The following is a 19820-nucleotide window of genomic DNA, read 5'->3' on the forward strand; positions in this document are numbered from 1 at the left end:
CAAACCTATTTATTGACTTTGCAAGTATAACAACAACAATTAGTTATTATTTTAAGATATGTCATTAAATACTTACAGTTACTTAATAGTGAAAGTGTATGCTTTACCTTTTTCTGTTTTCAGATCGTACATATTCGATGCTGATGTGTAGGTATTTGTTATATTTCGATTTATTGTTGCTTTGTCCGAAATCAAAGGAGTTGTAATCTGAGGTGTTGCGTATAATGAATTTGGATTTTCGCCTTTGGCAGATTTTATCCCTTGTCCACTCAATTTGCCAACCACTCCGATGCGACAATTACCTCCGTTTTTCGAGTAGATTTGTATTCGAGTAGCTTTTCCGTTTTTCCATTCTATGTCAAACACAAAGCCACCTCTTGCGACTAAGCCTTTAATCTCTCCGTCTTTCCATACATCGGGCAATGCAGGTAGTATATGTGCAAATCCGTCGTGGCTTTGTAGAAACATTTCGGCAATACCGGCAGTACATCCAAAATTTCCATCAATCTGGAAGGGTGGGTGGGCATCAAACATATTACTGTATGTTCCACCTTTCTTTTTTTCGTTTGTTACTAGATTCAGTTGTTCTGTAAGTAATTTATATGCGTGATTACCATCGAGTAAGCGAGCCCATAAACAAACTTTCCAACCCATCGACCATCCTGTTGAAGGATCTCCTCTGTAAATAAGCGAATTTTTAGCAGCTTCACTAAGTATAGGAGTTCTTATCGGAGATATTTGATTGCTGGGATACAAACCATACAGATGAGAAACATGTCGATGTTTATCATCGGGAGAATCCCAGTCTTGCATCCATTCTTGTAATTGATTGTGCTGTCCGACCTGCATAGGAGGTAATAAAGCTCGTTTAGATCTTAATGTATCCGCAAAATCTTTATCCAAACCTAATAGATCTGCAGCCGTAATTACTTCCGAAAACAGATCGAAAACCAGTTGGTTATCCATTGTGGTTCCGGCTGAAATTGTAGCTTTATTTTTGCTTCCGGCATGCGTATTTTCAGGAGAACTCGAAGGACTAACGACCAACCAACCATGCGAAGGTTCGGTTATCAGAAAATCATTGAAGAACATGGCTGCACCCTTCATTATAGGATATACCGATTTCAGAAATTCTTTATCGCCCGTATATAGGTATCTGTACCATAAATGTTGACTTACCCAAGCTCCGCCTGTAGGCCACATACCTGACGCTGCCCTATCTACAGGACCTGTTATTCGCCATATATCGGTATTGTGATGTAATACCCATCCTCTACAGTTGTACATCTTTTTTGCTGTTTCGGTTCCTGTTTCTGCTACTTCACGAACAAGTTGTAACATGGGCTCGTGCATTTCGCTCAGGTTGGTAGGTTCTGCAGGCCAATAATTCATTTCGAGATTGATATTACAAGTGTATTTACTGTCCCAAGATGGTAAATACCTGTCGTTCCATATACCTTGTAAATTTGCAGCCTGAGTATTCGGTTGAGAACTCGATATCAGCAGGTAACGTCCAAATTGATAATATAATGCAGCCAAAGAAGGATCGTAACTCGTCGCAAAATTACGGATTCTTTCATCTGTAGGCTTTTTATTGTTTTCTGTCTCTCCTAAATAAAGAGACGAGCGATTGAAGTATTGCTGATAATATAGGCTATGCTCATCTTTAGCCTTATTGTATTCATTGTTATATGCTTTATTCAGATACGCTTTACATCGCGCAGTTTTGTCTCCTGTAAGGTCATTGTAATTGTTGAAATTAGTAGCAATAGCCACATATAAGATCACTTCATCAGCGTGATTGATAGATATTATACCATTATTAACCGAAACGTTTCCTCCTGAGACTTTGGGTTTGACTCTTGTTTCGAGTTGTACCTTTCCGCTTTGTTTCTCATGAGCAGGGGTAATTGCCGTAAGTATCAACTCTCCGTTTTCGGATAATTGTTCGGCTTTCTCCTGAGGTGTAGTCATGAATATGTTACAAGAAATACTTGACTTCTTATCTGCAGTCAGTTTTATTATTACTGCCTGATCTGTAAATGACGTGAATACTTCTCTTCGGAAAGTAGTACCATCCACTTTATAGCTCACAGAGGCGGTTGCGTTGCTGATGTCCAGATCCCGATAATAGTCGGTGTATTTGTTATGACCATTGAACGAAATAAACAAATCTCCCATGGGTTGATATGGCATGCCATGGTTTGTTTTAGACATGATTTTTTCTGTAGCCATGTCTTCTGCTTGTTTGTATTTTCCTTCGAATATGAGTTGCCTGACTTTATTCAAGACACCGTTTTCTAGCTCACGTGCATTGCTGTTTGGCGAACCTGCCCAGATTGTTTCTTCATTTAACTGGAGATGCTCAACCGAAGGATCGCCGAATACCATAGCTCCCAGACGTCCGTTACCTAGAGGTAGGGCTTGATTCCAATCGGTTGCAGGTTTGTTGTACCACAACTTTAGGTCTTGTTGGGCAGAAAGGCATGTTCCCAAGACTAACATTACGAATATGGATAAAACTTGTTTCATGGTTATTCTTTAATGATTTGGTACTCTTTCAGGACTTTTAATAAAGACTCTTTTCCTTTTATTGCATTTTTGGGGAGGTTTTCGCCTTTCTCTCCGAAAGCATACATTTCAGATTCTTTTTCGATGGTTACTTTGCTTTCGTCTATATTTCCGTCCGAATCCGAAATACATTTCAAATCCAGATTGAAATGTTTTGCTATAAAACGGTACATTGCCAATCGTTTAGAAATCCCATAATCATGTCCTTCTTCGGGGAAGTGGGTATTTTCGATATTCTCTTCTGCTCCGTAAAATCCGTATATACGTTTGATGTAGGGCAGTTCCAATTCTGGAACATTCGCAGTCCAGTCTTTACCATCGGATAAGATAAGCTGGGGCTTGGGTGCAAACATCGCTGAAAGCTCTGCATTATTAGTCCTGTTTCCGCAAAGATGTGCCGGAAGACCGCTTTCGCAAGGACACCCTCCGACAAAGTAGGATGAAGTCATAACAGTAGGTATGCTTAAAGTAATACGGTCGTCAATGGCTGAGACCATCATAGTCATGCTGCCACCACCCGATCCCCCAGTGATGCCGACTTTGGTCTGATCTGCTTCTTTCAGCGATAGCATATAATCGAGTATGCGTAAGGTATTTAATGTTTGGATGGCATGAGCTGCACTTAGCCGATGTAGAGTTCCATCGAATTGGAGAAGACTTTCCCCCCATGCGAACAGATCCCAACTGGCTGCTATTGCTCCCATACGGGCTTGCATAGCGCAGCGATTTTGCTGATCGGCTCTGTATCGCCCTTGTCCGAAATGTCCGTTAGGGTTTAATATAATCGGATATTGCTTCATTTTCAGGGAAGATTTGTATATGGATCCGCACACATATATTCCCGGCAAAGTTTCCAATGCAAAGTTCTGAACAGTATATCCGTTGTATTTTCGTATCTTGGTTAAAATTATTTGTGTGCTTGGTTTGGTCGGCATTGGAGATAGCCCAAGTGCTGAAGGCAGGCAGGCTTTTAGTTGAGCCTTTCGTTGTTCCCAATCTGTTTTATTTGGATAGAGCAAATTAAGATAATCGAGAAATTGCTTACCTTCCTCCGTAGTTGTTCGGGCGTATTCGAATGATTTGATTTTATACTTTCCGTTATCCATCGTGTATATATAATCAAAAGGAGCAAGTACGGCTTTCAGAGTTTCTGTTACGCTCCACGGTTTGATTCTCCAATCTGCATAAGTGAGAACTTTCCCATCTATCATCTTTTGATCGTATTTGATTTTAATACCGAATTGGTGTTCTATATTATTCAAAACTTCAATCAATGGACGAGAGTAAAGGCTGTCTGCGTTTTGTGTCTGCGAAAATAGACCGGAGATACAAATAAAAGATACGAAAATATATATGCACGCTTTTAGTTTCATTGCTTATTATTCTATAAAGGCTGCAGACTTCTTTAACAGGTTTCCCTTTTCAACTGCAGTCGTTAATCTTATAAATGAATTATTGGATAAGATAATGTTGTTGGTTTCAGCTCCATCGACAGATACAAATGATTTACTGCCCTTTAGGGGAAAACAGCCTTGAATAAAGGCATCTTTCACATCAGTCAGTTCTACAACAGGTTTTGTAGCGACTGGATTGGCTGTCGATATATTATTTACATAAAGATTTTCAGTTGAACTGATTTTGTATGCAGTACCCAATTGTGTCCCTATCTTTATATTGTTTAGGGTGATATCTTTGGCCTTATCAATCTGAATTCCTGTTTCGGCATCTATATTGATATCAGATAATGTGATATTGCTAATTGGTGATTCTTCAATACCGAGTATCGTGCAGGCTGTATTTACTTTACTGCCTGTAAGTCCTGATATGTGTATATTTCTAAAAATGGGAGTCCTCTCCGAAAAGCTTTCCTGTGGAACATTTGAATAAAACAGATTGATTGTAATTGCTTCCTTCTTGATATCTTTCATAACAATATTGCTGACTCTTATTTCTTCAACAATACCTCCACGTCCCCGAGTCGATTTTATACGGATTCCCCGGTCTGTTCCATCAAAAATACAGTTACTGATAGATACTTTGCGAACATCTCCCGACATTTCGCTACCGATTACAACTCCACCGTGACCGGCTCTCATGACACAATTAGTGATAGTGATATTTTCGCAAGGAGTCGAATATTGACGCCCTTGTAAGTCGCGTCCGGATTTGAGAGTAATACAGTCATCACCCACAGTAATGAAACTATTGGATATAATTACATTTTTGCAGGATGAGGGATTTATCCCGTCAGTATTAGGTGCATCAGGGTTATTTATTGTTATGCCATCTATTAATACGTTTTCGCAAAACTCAGGATTGATAGTCCAGAATGGTGAATTTATAATTTTTACCCCTTGTACCTTAAATCCTTTGCATTTGTATGGCTGCATCAATGGAGGGCGGAAAAACCTTTTACCGAGAGTCCGTTTCCAATCTGATTGGTCTTCGATGGTGAGGTTCGGATTCTCCTTATTCCAAAGCTCTTGATACCGATTCAATTCTTTTTTGAATTGTTCATCTTTGTGAGCTCCTTCTACGGTGAAAGTACCATACCACCACTTTTTGCCGTTACCGTCTATTGTGCCTTCACCTTTGATGGTGATATTTTCCTGTTCATAGGCATAGATCATCGGGCAAAAACTTTTCATGACTACACCTTCGTATCTCATTTCAACAAACGGAATATATTCCGAAAAATCATCCGAAAACTTGATGGTTGCACTTGCATCTATTAGCAGAGTGATATTGCTTTTCAGTACGATAGGTCCTGTAACGAAAGTTCCTTGTGTGAAACTTAATGTTCCACCACCTTTTGATGACAACTCGTCTATGGCTCTTTTTATAATGCCTGTATTGCTGGTTTTTCCATCACCGTTGCCTCCGTATTCGGATATATTTATATCCTTAGCCTGAGCAGATAATGAAATAAGCAATAGTAATATAATGTAGATTTTTTTCATGGAGCAGGTAAATTTAAGATTATACAAAAATATCAGATTAAACGTTTTAGCAAAAATAGCTCGATATGTTGTAAAACATATCGAGCTGTATTAATCTCAATAAAATATCTGAGACTTTATTGATTCTTTTCGCCGAATTCAGTCTGTTGAAGCTCCACTTCATTTAAAGCTTTTTGCTTATCTTCTTCTGATAGCTGGCGTTGATAGTCAAAGCTATAAGAGCTTTTGTTTACTGTTCTGGGTTTTTCATTATAAATAAGCTGAAAATCTGATGGTATACTTTCGAATTCTATTACGGCAGGAGTCGGAGCATGCTCTCCTTCAAACAAAACTCTTGCCTTTACTTTAATTTTTCCGGCAGTCGTGGTTGATCTGATCAATACGGGTGCCGAACCGAATTCTACCGTACGCGGATTAGCACCTATAATTGCATCCCCGATGATTTCGCCTTCCCCTTCTACCGAGAAAAGTATCTGTTCTTTGGCGAGTCGTCTTACGTTTCCATCGTCGTCGGTAACTTCACATATTACAGGTATAAAATCAGACCCATTAGCAGTCAGATGTTGCCCGGCATTGTCAATTGAAAGGCGGAGTTTTGCAGATCGTCTCGACGGCATTTTCTTTTCTCTGCATACCACCTTGCTATTTATCAGCCCTTCTGCGATAAATGACACTTGCTGCCATTTTTTCTCAACATAAGGGAGTACACGCATTTGGTTAAAATCATATACATTTTTGAATGTTACCGGAGGATTCGGCATTCCCGGATTTGTACGAGGAACTTTTTGTATAAGAGTGTCCTTTTCGTAAACGATAAGACGAACTTCGTCACAATTTGTAAATATAGTCACATCACTGCTTGAAAAAGGAGATATCTCATGAGCAATAAATAGCATAGGACCTGTTTCTAATAGAGGATTACTGAATGTGGCAGGAACCTGGCTTTTGAACATATAATATGAATACTTCGGTTGTCTGAACGCATCCATTATACCTCCCCAATATGGGTCGGGGTGATATCCTCTCTGATGATCAAATGGATGCCATAATGCTCCACCTATAAATTGACGGCTGGCCGGGTACATTTCATTATATGCTTTTGCCAACTGGAGAGACTGTATTAAGAGAGGAGTTTCTCCCCAACTGCGTGATGCTCTGTTATTTGTGTTATGAGCATACCAGTCGTCCACATTCTCCCCGAATTCACGTGTAAAAATACATTGTTTATAACTGCCTGTATCTTTTGGCCATCCGTAAACGACCTCGTAGTTTTCGGCAACACCTGCTGAATGATTATCAGCAGCACATGATGATCCCGGCATTTCCTGGTGTGTAATTTGCTGGGCCTTTAGTGAAAATTCGAGCGGAAATCTTGTCTCATTAAGTATAGGTTCCCACATCAATACAGACGGGTGATTGCGATCTCGGCGGATCATATTGCGAATATCATCATATACCAACTCGGCAAACTGAGGGTCTTTGTTCCAGTATTGCCATCCGGGAGTCGCTACAATGACAAACATGCCCAGTTCATCGCAGGCATCCATAAAAGAAGGATCCTGAGGGTAGTGCGCAACCCGTATGATACGGCATCCGGCTTCCCTGAGTTTCTTTGCGTCACGCCAGTGTTGACTATTGGGTACGGCATTACCTACATATGCATAATCCTGATGGCGGTTTCCTCCAATAAGTTTATCGCAGGGTTCTCCGTTAAGCCATAATCCGTCTTTTCCTCGGAATTCGATTTTTCTTATCCCTGTTCGTGTTGTTACTCCGTCTATAGCATTCCCTTTTGAATCAGTAATCAGAGTTTCAATACTATATAAATTCGGGGAGTCGGGATGCCACAGAAGTGGATGTTTTACTAATAATTTTTGAGCATTATTTTTAGACTCATCCGCTTTTAATGATAGCTTCCCTTGAGATACAGCTACTGCTTGTCCATTTTTGTCTACCAGTTTTTGGTGTATTATAATGGTTTTCCCTTTAGTATCTGCATTATGGATGTCTGTATTGATTATTAATTCAGCTTTTGTTTTGCATATATCTCCAAATTGGACAAAGATGCCGCCTCCGGCAACTTTGTTCGTCTTGTTCGGATCAGTGATAAAAGTCTTAGATGTTGCGATCATCCATACATCCCGATAAATTCCCCCATGGTATGTAAAATCAAGCGTTGTTTGTTTTTTTCCCGGAGGAAAGTTTTTATCGTCTGAATTATCAGTCTTAACAGCAATTAAACATTCGTCTCCGGCTTTGATTCCAAGTTGAGTAAGTTCTATGCTGAAAGGAAGATATCCCCCGAGGTGTGTGAGTATTTCTTTGCCGTTGAGGTACACGGTTGATTTACCCATTGCTGCTTCGAAGTATATGTTTATAAGCCTGTTTTTTAAGTCTTTATTTACCGTGAAATGTTTTCTATACCATGCCACTCCTTGGTAATTACGGCTTCCGCTGGCTTCCGCCGGCATTAGTTGCACGGTATGAGGAGTAGATACTATATTCCAATTAGAATCATTGAATTCGGTTGTCTCAGCATTCGGGATGTCTCCTTTATGAAATCTCCATCCTACATTGAAATTAAATACTTTTCGATCAGAGTTCTTTAAATCATAAAACCCACCTGCCGATATTTTAGGTTGGTATTCTATTTGCCCGGAAAAGCATGGACAAATACTCATAAGAAAAAAAGAAACAGTAAATAAAGTTAATCGTTTTATCATATTGTATATATTTTTGCAGATCAATTCTGACTGTTTTTCCTTTTAGTGAAAAGTAATTTTAAAATAAAAAGAAGGTTATTGTTGTTTTATAGGTCTTTATATTGAGTGTTTGTCTGTATGTATTCTTTAAAGTTGATGTCCTATAAGTGTACAAAGGAATATATTTTTTTAGATAATTGATCCTTTTATTTCTTATGTTATAAAACATGCCTAAACGTTTTACTTAAGATTTCGTTTTTTATATTTTTGTCGACATTCCTTAATTGATAATATGAATAATTCTGAAAAATAATTTCATTTAAATATATAAAGTGTCATAATACAAGAGAAACGCTCAACTTAACCAAGGAATTTTTTATTCACTTATTAAATAACCCATGATAAACACAGATTTATTTAAAACCTTTTTTACGGCTAAAATAGTTAAACGATTTAGCGGTAGATTTTTTACTTTTCTGATAGGCTTGATTGTATCCGTGTGTGCTTATGGTCAATCGACTATATCTGTATCAGGAAATGTGCTCGACGAGCAAGGAGAAGCCGTGATTGGAGCTTCTGTTATTGTTGATGGTGAAAAAACCGGAGTGATAACAGATATTGATGGTTTTTACAGAGTAAATGCCTCACCTCAAGGTATCCTGAAGGTCTCATTTATTGGATATTTATCTCAGAATGTTCAAATTAAAAATCGATCTAAAATTAATATTACTTTACAAGAAGATGCTAAAATTTTGGATGAAGTGGTAGTTGTAGGGTATGGAACCCAGAAAGTGAAAGATGTAACTGCTTCTATTGCTGTGATAACCCCGAAAGAATTTGAGAATCTTCCGGTTTCTAATCTAGGTGCGGCATTAGCTGGTCAGATTCCGGGATTAAGCGTAAGTGGTGGCAACAGTAGACCAGGAGAAGGTGCAACATTATCGATCCGTCAGCAATTTGGGTATTCAAAGGATGGTAGCTCTAATACTCCTTTGGTTATAATTGATGATGTGATTCAAATTGACCCGAATACAGGGCAAGCGTCTTTATCTACATTCAATGCCTTAGACCCTTCTGAAATAGAGAGTATCTCAGTTCTCAGAGATGCCGGTGCTGCCATATATGGTTCACGTGCTTCTCAGGGAGCAATTATCGTAAAAACAAAACGTGGAAAAATCGGGACTCCAAAAATCAGTTATTCCGGAAAATTCGGGATAAATGATGCTGTCGGACATCCTAAGGTTCTTACAGGGTCAGCTTATGGACGTTTTGCCAACTCTATGAATGTAGCTAATGGTAAAGTAAATAATGCTGTTGCAGGATGGGAGAATAAGTTATATAGTGAGGCTGAATTGGCTCAGATGGATAATTTAAATTACAATTGGCTCGATAAGGCTTGGTCTTCTGCTTCAACTGTCTCTAATTCGGTAAATGTAAGCGGTGGAGGTGAAAATGCAACTTATTATGCCGGAGCTACTTATTTTACTCAAGGAGCAAACTTAGGGCAGCAGGACTATGATCGATGGAATTTCCGTACAGGTGTTGATGTAAAATTGACTTCGGACTTGAAATTTTCGGCTACCCTTGCCGGAACACAACAGGATATTCTGAAAAGCTTTGCTAAAAGCGGAACAGGTATCAATGGTTATGACAAAATTCAACCCGGAGAGTCCGGCGAATATCTTTTGTTATCTCATATGCCTAACTACATTCCATGGGAAATAACATTGGACGATGGAAACCGTTATTATACATCTCCATTGCTTAATAGTTATTCTGCACCGGGTAATGCTAAGTCGAATGACCAGATTGGCAGTTGGAATTATTTTGCTATGTCGGATACGGATGGTGCATATTCCAAATCAAACTCATTTGGCTATGATGCAAGTTTCTCTCTTACATATGCTGTGCCATATGTGAAAGGTTTATCGGTGAAAGGTTCTTATGCATTGAAGCGTGACGCTGAAGATGCAGAACAAGTAATGATGCCTTATACATTGGCTTATCTTAATGCAAGTAACAGATTGGACCCTGGTACTCGTTTCTTTAGCGAACATACATCTGTGTCTGATTATAAATTTGATTCGTTTTCGGGACGTTCACGTGTTGCCTATACAGATGCAATTTCAAAAAATGAACAAATGAACTTCTTTGTTAATTATGACAAAAAAATAGGCGTTCATAGTATTGAGGCCATGGTGGGTATGGAAAGGATGAAAGCTTCTCAGACCAAAAAACAAATGCTGTACAACAATCCCGATCCCGATTCATATTTGGGAACCTCTCCTAGTGCAGGTACTATGGATGTCGGAAATTCAATAACATACAAATTCGAACAAGGAGCTTTGTCTTACTTTGGTCGTTTATCATATAATTATGCAGACAAGTATTTATTCCAGTTTATATTCCGTACCGATGCTTCTACTAAATTTTCGCCGTCAAACTACTGGGGCTTTTTCCCGGGCGTTTCTGTTGGTTGGGTAGCTTCTGAAGAGCCGTTTTTCAAGAATTCACTTCCTCAATGGATCGATTATACAAAACTACGGTTCTCTTGGGGTAAAACCGGTAAGGATAATATAAAAGCTTGGCGTTGGATGCAGTTGTATGAAGTCGATGGCACTAAAGGGTATGGATTCGGGTCTAACAGCGGTATTGCAACTCCGGGTTTGAAAGCGGGAGCAACGGCCAATCCTGATGCCCATTGGGATACTACGAATAAATATAATTTAGGATTGGATTTGCAATTCTTGAGAAATAGATTGACTGCAACTATGGACTTCTATTATGATCAAAATTCAGACATACTGAATCAAAACATTGGAAGTATTATTGGAACTCCGATTATTGCAGGTGGTGCAATTTCCGAGAAGAATTTTGGTACAATTGACGCATGGGGTAGTGAATTTTCTCTCAATTGGAGAGACCAGGTTGGAAAGGTTAATTACAATGTGGGTGTTAACTTTGGATTCAGTGGGAATAAAGTGAAAAAATGGCCGGAACTTCCCGTTGATCTGCCAGCCAAGAATACCGTTATTGCAGGTCGTTCGACTTATATGCCTGAATGGGGATTTAATGTTTGGAGAGGTACAAGCTCCGGAGATGGGATTTTACGTAATCAGCAAGATATTGATAATTACTGGAGTTATTTGACTGAGAATGCTAACGGCGGTCAGGTCAAATATCTGGGGTCTACTAATAAATCAGACCTGAGACCTGGTATGCTTGCTTATAAGGATCTAGGAGGTGAGATGGGTGATGATGGTAAACAAAAAGGGCCTGACGGGCAAATTGAAAAAGAGAAAGATTATGCCAAATTATCTAAAAACAATAAAACATACGGATTTACCACCAAATTGGGAGCAGAATGGAAGGGGTTAACTTTCAGTATGATGATTTCTACTTCGTGGGGAGGAAGCCGTCAAATAGATGTGGCATCATACAATACTTCTTCCAATCAGAATATGGTATGGGCTCCGGATTCCTTCTGGAAAGATATGTTTGATGAAACATCGAACCCTAACGGAAAGTATCCGAATATTGGTATGGAAAACAGACTATCGGGATCAGTAGATGCTCCTTCTGATTTCTGGACTATCAGTACATTCCGTTGCTTTATCCGTAATCTAAGCATTGGTTATACTTTGCCTAAACGATGGTTGGTACCTTTAAAAGTTGATGCGGCAAGACTTAGTCTAACCGGAAATAATTTATGGGATCTGTATAATCCATACCCCGATAAGTATCGTAATATGTATGACAAAACAACGACCCTTTATCCAACATTGAGAACATGGTCTTTGGGCGTAAATGTTACATTTTAAATATAAAAAAGAAGAATATGAAAAAGATAATCGTTATTGTTAATGCTATATTGGTTTTAAGCTTATTCTTTTCTGGTTGTAGCGACCAGTTTTTGAAAGATATGTCTCCTTATGACAAATATTCTCCTGAAAAAACTTTTGGGAATGATGTCAATATAGATAAATTCATACAGAATATTTATTATAATTATTTTAGAGTAAGTGGCATGACTCCTCCTCAGTCTTATGGATTAGTCGGGAAATATGATGATATGACCGGATATACTGAAGAAAAGTGGGGTATTGGAGATAAGTTTAATGCCAATAAGGATATGAAACTAGCTTCGGAATGTGATACTTATTTTGGATCGACTCTTTCTACTACGGTAGCCAATAATCCGTACACCCGTATCCGAAATTGTAATGAAGTATTGGAAGGTATTGAAAAATATGGCTCAACCTTGTCCGCTGGTGTAGCTAAACAATCAAAAGGGCAGGTTTATTTTCTTCGTGCACTTCAGTTGTTTGATTTAGTCCGTGTATATGGAGGTGTTCCTATCGTTACAAAAGTTTTAGACGCAACCGATTATGAAGGCGCGAAAACATTTAGCCGCTCTACAATCGAAACATGCTTCACTCAGATTATTGCTGATCTTGATTCAGCATCGACTTTACTGCCTACACGTGCCGAATGGGGAGATAGCCAATACGGACGATTAACAAAAGAGGCAGCATTAGCTTATAAAAGCCGGGCGTTATTAGTATTTGCCAGTCCGATTTTTAATTCAGATTGGGATAATTCATCAAATCAGCGTTGGAAAGATGCTTTGAAAGCTACTCAGGAAGCTAAAGCCTTTCTTGATGCTCAGGGATATGGCTTGTATGGAACTACTGCAAAAATGTGGGATGAAATGTTTTACAATTTTGACAATAAATGGAATAAAGAAGTTATTATGGTGAAGATGCTGTCTAATACAACATCTAATTCCGATGAACATAGTGGTTGGCAGAAAGCTATTCGCCTGAAAACTATGGGTGGAAGTGGTTCCGGTTATCAGGTTCCGATGGGTATGTTAGAAATCTTCCCGATGGCAAATGGCAAAGAGGCTACAACTGCAAATGGTTATGATGAGTTCTTGTTTTTTAAGAATCGTGATCCACGTTTTTATTACACATTTACATTTTCAGGAATGAAATGGGGTTATGATACCGATGCTAATGCTGTTGTTTGGAATTATCGCTGGAGTGATAATGCTAATAAGCATTATTATGCAGGTAATGTTGGTGGAAGTAGTCCTGCAATTGTCCGTAAAATGTCTGACCCTAAAGAAGCGAGTGCAAATACTTATCAGGCTGATGGTACTGATGTATATGAATATCGTTATGCGGAATTATTACTGAATTTGGCAGAATGCTATGCTGCGACAGGAGATATTGCCAGTGCCGTTAATACCATTGGTCTCGTACGTGCCCGTGTAGGAATTCCAGCCGGAGACGGAACCTACGGTCTGGGCATGATTTCGAATACGCATGAGGCAATTAAGGCTTGTCTTCGTGAACGGCAGATCGAATTAGCTTATGAAGGTAAACGTTATTGGGATCTTTGGCGGTGGATGTTGTTTAATGATGATGCAGCAAATGATAATAATACTTGCGCAGCATTGGGACTCGAACCTATGAACGGAAAATACCGAGAAGGTAAGTATCTGCAGGTTAAAGGTACAGGTTTTTCAAGTACCGATCCATTAACAAACAGTATAACTGCGTTCACTCCGATAGATGTAAATACCAGTGCCGACTTACAGGCTGATATGAATCTATTGGCAAATTTCTGGAATACTAATTTTGAATTTAAAGAGACTGAGACTCCTGTCGATAATTTGAATAATCAACAGGCATATATCACCTGGAGACAAAATTATTATTTATCAGGTTTGCCCTCTGATGTCTTAAAAATGAATACATGGTTACCTCAATCTAAAGGTTGGCTCGACTTTACAGGAGGAGAGGGTACCTTCGATGCCAGAAAGTAGCAGTATTATAAGATAAAAACTTCTTTTCTCCCGAAATTGTTGATGTATAAATGTTATATTTTCAGCTTTTTATCATAGCATTTTGGGAGAATTGTGTTTACGTACGAATTGTTTTTATAATCTGAAAAGAAACCTAAATATAATTTCTGAATGAAAAAAATAGTGATTGCGAGCACTGCATTTCTTGCTCTGGCTCTTACAAATACTGTATCGGCGCAGTATCCTAAAATTACACCGGAAGTAAAAAAACAGGAGACTGAGTTGATTAAAGCAGCATATGCTCGTTCTGATTCAGCTTTTGCAATAGCTAAACCAATAATTGATCAACAGGCAAAGGAAGGCAGACCCTATATTCCTTGGGCTGCACGACCAACGGATTTACCTCAGGCTGAGATTCCCGCTTTTCCGGGAGCAGAAGGTGGAGGTGCATACAGTTTTGGCGGACGCGGTGGTAAGGTTATAACTGTAACAAGTTTAGCTGATAGTGGTCCGGGATCATTAAGAGATGCTTGCGAACAGGGCGGTGCACGTATCATTGTTTTTAATGTAGCAGGTATAATACATCTGAAATCTCCCTTGATTATACGTGCTCCTTATATCACTATTGCGGGACAAACAGCTCCTGGCGATGGCGTTTGTATTGCCGGTGAAACTATATGGGCTAATACTCACGATGTTGTTGTCCGTCATATGCGTTTCCGTAGAGGCGAAACGTGGGTAGGACGCCGTGATGATAGCTTTGGAGGTAATCCTGTGGGAAATATAATGATCGACCACTGTTCTACAAGCTGGGGATTAGATGAAAATATATCGTTTTATCGTCATATGTTCAATCCTGAAGATGGCTCGAAAGATCTAAAATTACCTACGGTTAACGTTACTATTCAGAATACAATCTCGTCTCAGGCATTAGATACTTACAATCATTCCTTCGGCAGTACTTTAGGAGGTGAAAATTGTACATTCATGCGCAACCTTTGGGCTAATAATGCAGGACGTAATCCGTCTATCGGGTGGAATGGTGTTTTCAATTTTGTAAATAACGTAATTTATAATTGGGTGCATCGTTCAGTTGATGGAGGCGATTATACAGCTCTCTACAATATAATAAATAACTATTATAAGCCCGGTCCGTTGACTCCTAAAAATACTCCGGTCGGACACCGTATTTTGAAACCCGAAGCCGGTCGTAGCAAATTAGGGTATTTTGTTTTTGGTCGTGTATATGCAAATGGTAATGTTGTAGAGGGATATCCTGAGATTAGTAAAAATAACTGGGCTGGAGGTATTCAAGTTCAGGAACAGGCTAATACAGACGGCTATACCGAAAATATGAAATGGGATAAACCGTTTCCTATAGATAATCCATTTCCTATAATGTCAGCTAATGAAGCATACAATTTTGTGATGGATAATGTAGGTGCAACATTCCCCAAACGTGATATTGTAGACCAACGTGTTATAGAACAAGTAAAAACAGGAAAAGTGTATTATGACAAGAACTTAAATCCTGAAGATTTTTACCAATTCGAATATCGTCGTTTACCAAAAGATTCTTATAAATCGGGTATTATTACCGATATTAAACAAGTAGGAGGATATCCGGAATACAAAGGTAAACCATACAAAGATTCGGATAATGATGGTATACCCGATGCATGGGAGATCAAATACGGATTAAATCCGAATGATCCTTCAGATGCTAATGGTGATTTGAGTGGTGATGGTTATACTAATATCGAAAAATATATTAATGGAATAGATCCAACTAAGAAAGTAAACTGGAAGGATCCAAAGAATAATTATGATACATTGGCAAAAAGAAAGAGTCTGATGAACTAAGGTGTCATACAAGTAACATTAACATGCTGGTTTTTTAATTATATTAATGGGAGATATAGGGGTTATCGTAAAGATTTTGATGTGGTTTAGAGTTTTTCATGTATCTAATAAGAAAAAGCGATAACCCCTCTCCATTTTATCAAAAAAAGAAAAATTATGACTCGATTTGGCTTATTCATTATACTCGTATTTAGTTTTGCGATAATTTGGGCTCAGGATAACGATTCCGAATATACAAAGGTTTTGACTCAAAGGTCAGAAAAAATTGTAGATGTGTTGAACCTTACCGATAAATCGGTATATAATAAAGTTGTAGGTGCTGTTGTGGATCAATATAAGAATGTCGGCCGTATAAATGACCGCGCCGAAGATGCTAAAAAACAAACAAAACAGATCACAGATAAAACTGCGAAGGAACTAAAGGTTACGGCTATCGAAAATGAAAGAAATGCTGATCTTTATAATCAATATTGTATGTTTATAGGCAATTTATCTCCTTATCTGGACGAAAAACAGATAACAGCAGTTAAAGACGGGTTGACATACGGAGTTGTAAAAGTAACCTACGATTCGTATTTAGATATGATTCCATCATTGAAAGACTTCGAAAAACAACAGATATATGCATGGCTGGTAGAAGCCCGCGAACATGCTGTTTGTGCATCTTCATCGAAAGACAAGCATGGATGGTTTGGGAAATATAAGGGGCGGATAAACAATTATTTGTCTAAACAAGGCTATGATGTTCAGGCAGAACGAAAAGGCTGGGAAGAAAGATTGAAAGCTCAGGGGAAAAGTCTTTGAGAAGAAAGGATATTATGAAAAAGATTGTATTTATTGTATTATTATCAGCTTGTTTCGGTTTTGTATGCGCTCAATCTCCATTGATTTACAAATCGGATAAGCTTGTTTACACTCCGGATAGTTTAGGTAATAGAATTCCCGATTTTTCGTATGCGGGTTATATGGCAGGCGAAAAAGCTATTCCTAATACTTCTCCGACTATAGTTGTGCCTACTGTTGCAGACGATGCAACTTCTATTATTCAAGATGCAATCGATTATGTAAGTTCTTTACCACTGAATCAGAATGGATTGAGAGGGATTGTATTATTATCTACGGGAGATTATGCAATCAAATCATCGTTGAAGATAACAACATCGGGAGTAGTGCTTCGCGGATGTGGAGTTGCCAAAACCAGACTCGTTGCAACCGGAAAAGACAGGCGTACGCTTATTAGACTTTACGGAACTGATGATCGTAAAATGGGAGAAACTCACGAAATAATAGATGGTTATGTTCCGGTGAATGCATTTTCTGTAAATATCACTAACACTTCAAAACTACAAAAAGGAGATAAAATATATATTCAGCGGCCATCGGAACAAAGCTGGATAGATAAAATCGGGACGAAACATTTTGGAGGAGGAATAACCTCTTTAGGCTGGAAGCCTTCTGCTACAGATATTTATTGGGATAGAACAATCGTTTCTGTCGAGGGCACAAAAGTAACTTTTGATGCTCCCATAACAACAGCTTTAGACAAAGCATACGGAGGTGGCATGCTTATTCCTTATATCTGGAATGGGCGTATATCAAATATCGGTGTCGAAAACTTGACATGCATATCCGAATTTGATAAAAATAATCTGAAAGACGAGGCTCACTCGTGGACAGCAATTACTATGGAGAATCTTCAGGATGGATGGGTAAGAAATGTAAACTTTTTCCATTTTGCAGGCTCTGCCGTTTATGTTGATAATTCGGTAAAACAGGTAACTGTTGAAAATTGTAAATCTTTAGCTCCTGTTTCAGAAATAGGAGGAGAGCGACGTACTTCATTTTTTACAGCTGGTCAGCAATGCCTTTTTCAGAGATTATATGCCGAAGACGGATATCACGATTTTGCAGTTGGATATTGTGCTGCCGGTCCTAATGCATTTGTTCAATGTCATTCTTTTCTGCCTCATAGTTTTAGCGGCGCAATTGACCGTTGGGCATCAGGTATTCTTTTCGATATAGTTAATGTTGAAGGACAAGCTCTAAGCTATAAAAATCATATGCAGGAACGTCAAGGATCGGGATGGACAGCTGCTAATAGTGTATTTTGGCAGTGTTCAGCTTCATTAATCGAATGCTTCAGCCCTCCTACAGCTCAGAATTGGGCATTTGGTTCATGGTCTGAATTTTCTGGAGACGGATATTGGCAAGACAGTAATAATAATATTAATCCCCGAAGCCTATATTATGCACAGAAAAAAGAGCGTTTTCCGGATAATACAGAAGATACAGGATTGATGCCTTTTGAGGGGGAAGCATCCAGTTCTCCGAAAGTAGAAGTGGCAATGGAATTGACTAAACAAGCTTATTCGCCTGCATTGAAGTTATCGGAATGGATTGATTCTCTGAATAATAAAAATACAATATTGGTCGATGTTGCTAGTGCTAAGATATTTAAACATGATAAAAAGAAACAGCCTGTAGAAATGAATAAGCCAGCCCTTGAAGTTAAAAATGGCTGGTTAGTCAGAGGAGATTTGGTTCAAACAGGAGGAAAACACGATATCAGTTGGTGGAACGGAAGTGTACAGCCTATTTATCTGGCAAAAACGGCATCGCCACATCTAACCCGATATGTACCCAGTAGAGTTGGTACAGGACTGACAGATGATATCGATTCTGTAGCTAAATGGATGCATGATAAGCATATAATAGCTATAGATCATAATTATGGTTTATGGTACGAAAGACGAAGAGACGATCATGAGCGCATACGCCGCATCAATGGAGATGTATGGCCTCCTTTTTATGAGCAACCTTTTGCCCGTAGCGGACAAGGTACAGCTTATGATGGATTAAGTAAATACGATCTCACTAAATACAACGATTTTTATTGGAATAGACTTAAAAAATTTGCAGACCTTGCCGATCAGAAAGGTTTGGTATTACTGCATCAAAACTACTTTCAGCACAATATAATTGAAGCAGGAGCACATTGGGCTGATAGCCCCTGGCGTCCGGCAAATAATATAAACAATACAGGTTTTCCCGAACCAGTGCCTTATGCCGGAGATAAAAGAATATTTTTTGCCGAACAATTTTATGATATAACACATCCTGTTCGTAGAGAATTACACCGAAAATTTATCCGTCAGTGCTTAGATAATTTTAAAGGAAACAATAGCGTAATACAATTAATCAGTGCCGAATATACAGGTCCGTTACATTTTGTCGAATTCTGGTTGGACGTAATAGCCGAGTGGGAAAAAGAAACAGGCGAAAAGCCATTGATTGCATTAAGTACAACTAAAGATGTACAAGATGCTATTTTGGCAGATCAGTCACGAGCCAAATATGTAGATATAATAGACATTCGATATTGGCAATATCGAGCCGATGGTACTACTTACGAACCCAAAGGTGGACAAAATTTGGCTCCACGTCAGCATGCCCGTCTAGAGAAAGTCGGAAAGGTTTCGTTCGAATCGGTTTACCGTTCAGTAAGAGAATATTGTCAACGTTTTCCCGAAAAAGCGGTAATGTACTATGCTGTACAGTATCCTGAAAATGCGTGGGCTTCATTTATGGCGCAAGGGTCTTTGGCTTGTTTACCTGTTATTTCCGATACTCGTTTTTTACAGGCTGCATCAAAAATGGATGTGGTTGAAAATCAGACTAAAGACGGGCAATATGTATTAGGTAATTCTAATATCGGTTATATTATTTATACCGAAAAACAATCGGTAACAGTAGACCTGTCTTCTGAAAAGGGTACGTATGCAGTTTATCAGGTAAATAGTAAAACCGGTGAAGTGAAAGATATAAAACGAAAACTGAAAGGAGGAGGATCTTTTAACCTTGCTATTTCTCAAAACATAGTTTGGCTGGTAAAGCAATAATATTGAATCTAGA

General features: G+C 38.7%; 8 protein-coding genes and 1 pseudogene. 5 read left to right on the top strand and 4 right to left on the bottom strand.

Features of this window, described 5'->3' with window-relative positions; all coding sequences use genetic code 11:
• Positions 1 to 78: 78 nt before the first annotated feature.
• From K322_RS0117860 to K322_RS0117875, 4 genes and pseudogenes are all read right to left on the bottom strand, one after another.
• Positions 79 to 2532: a glycoside hydrolase family 95 protein gene (locus K322_RS0117860; protein WP_026628104.1), complete on the bottom strand. Its 2454-nt coding sequence runs from the start codon at positions 2530 to 2532 to the stop codon at positions 79 to 81.
• A 2-nt stretch (positions 2533 to 2534) separates the two neighbouring features.
• On the bottom strand, positions 2535 to 3944 hold the full coding sequence (locus K322_RS20015; protein WP_051290962.1) for an acetylxylan esterase: 1410 nt from the start codon (positions 3942 to 3944) through the stop codon (positions 2535 to 2537).
• Positions 3945 to 4190: 246 nt separating this feature from the next.
• Positions 4191 to 5531, bottom strand: a pseudogene (locus K322_RS0117870) (glycoside hydrolase family 28 protein); the annotation flags it as partial.
• 116 nt (positions 5532 to 5647) lie between these two features.
• A complete protein-coding gene (locus K322_RS0117875; protein ID WP_026628106.1) occupies positions 5648 to 8254 on the bottom strand; it encodes a glycoside hydrolase family 2 protein in 2607 nt (868 codons plus the stop codon).
• A gap of 377 nt (positions 8255 to 8631) precedes the next feature.
• On the opposite strand from K322_RS0117875, the gene K322_RS0117880 reads away from it, so the two are divergent.
• From K322_RS0117880 to K322_RS0117900, 5 genes are all read left to right on the top strand, one after another.
• Positions 8632 to 12054 carry a SusC/RagA family TonB-linked outer membrane protein gene (locus K322_RS0117880; protein ID WP_084158618.1) on the top strand — a complete coding sequence of 1141 codons (3423 nt, stop codon included), beginning with the start codon at positions 8632 to 8634 and terminating at the stop codon, positions 12052 to 12054.
• Positions 12055 to 12071: 17 nt separating this feature from the next.
• Positions 12072 to 14066 (top strand): RagB/SusD family nutrient uptake outer membrane protein, encoded by a 1995-nt coding sequence (locus K322_RS0117885; RefSeq protein ID WP_026628108.1) that lies wholly within the window; start codon positions 12072 to 12074, stop codon positions 14064 to 14066.
• A 150-nt stretch (positions 14067 to 14216) separates the two neighbouring features.
• The gene (locus tag K322_RS0117890; RefSeq protein ID WP_026628109.1) at positions 14217 to 15908 is read left to right on the top strand and encodes a polysaccharide lyase; all 1692 of its coding nucleotides are present in this window, start codon (positions 14217 to 14219) and stop codon (positions 15906 to 15908) included.
• A gap of 156 nt (positions 15909 to 16064) precedes the next feature.
• The gene (locus tag K322_RS0117895) at positions 16065 to 16712 is read left to right on the top strand and encodes a DUF3826 domain-containing protein (RefSeq protein WP_035332552.1); all 648 of its coding nucleotides are present in this window, start codon (positions 16065 to 16067) and stop codon (positions 16710 to 16712) included.
• Positions 16713 to 16726: 14 nt separating this feature from the next.
• The gene (locus tag K322_RS0117900; protein WP_035332554.1) at positions 16727 to 19807 is read left to right on the top strand and encodes a DUF6298 domain-containing protein; all 3081 of its coding nucleotides are present in this window, start codon (positions 16727 to 16729) and stop codon (positions 19805 to 19807) included.
• Positions 19808 to 19820: the final 13 nt, after the last annotated feature.

The sequence above is a fragment of the Indolivaga capnocytophagoides DSM 22835 genome (assembly GCF_000426485.1).
In the GTDB taxonomy this organism is placed as follows: Bacteria; Bacteroidota; Bacteroidia; order Bacteroidales; family Dysgonomonadaceae; genus Dysgonomonas_A; species Dysgonomonas_A capnocytophagoides.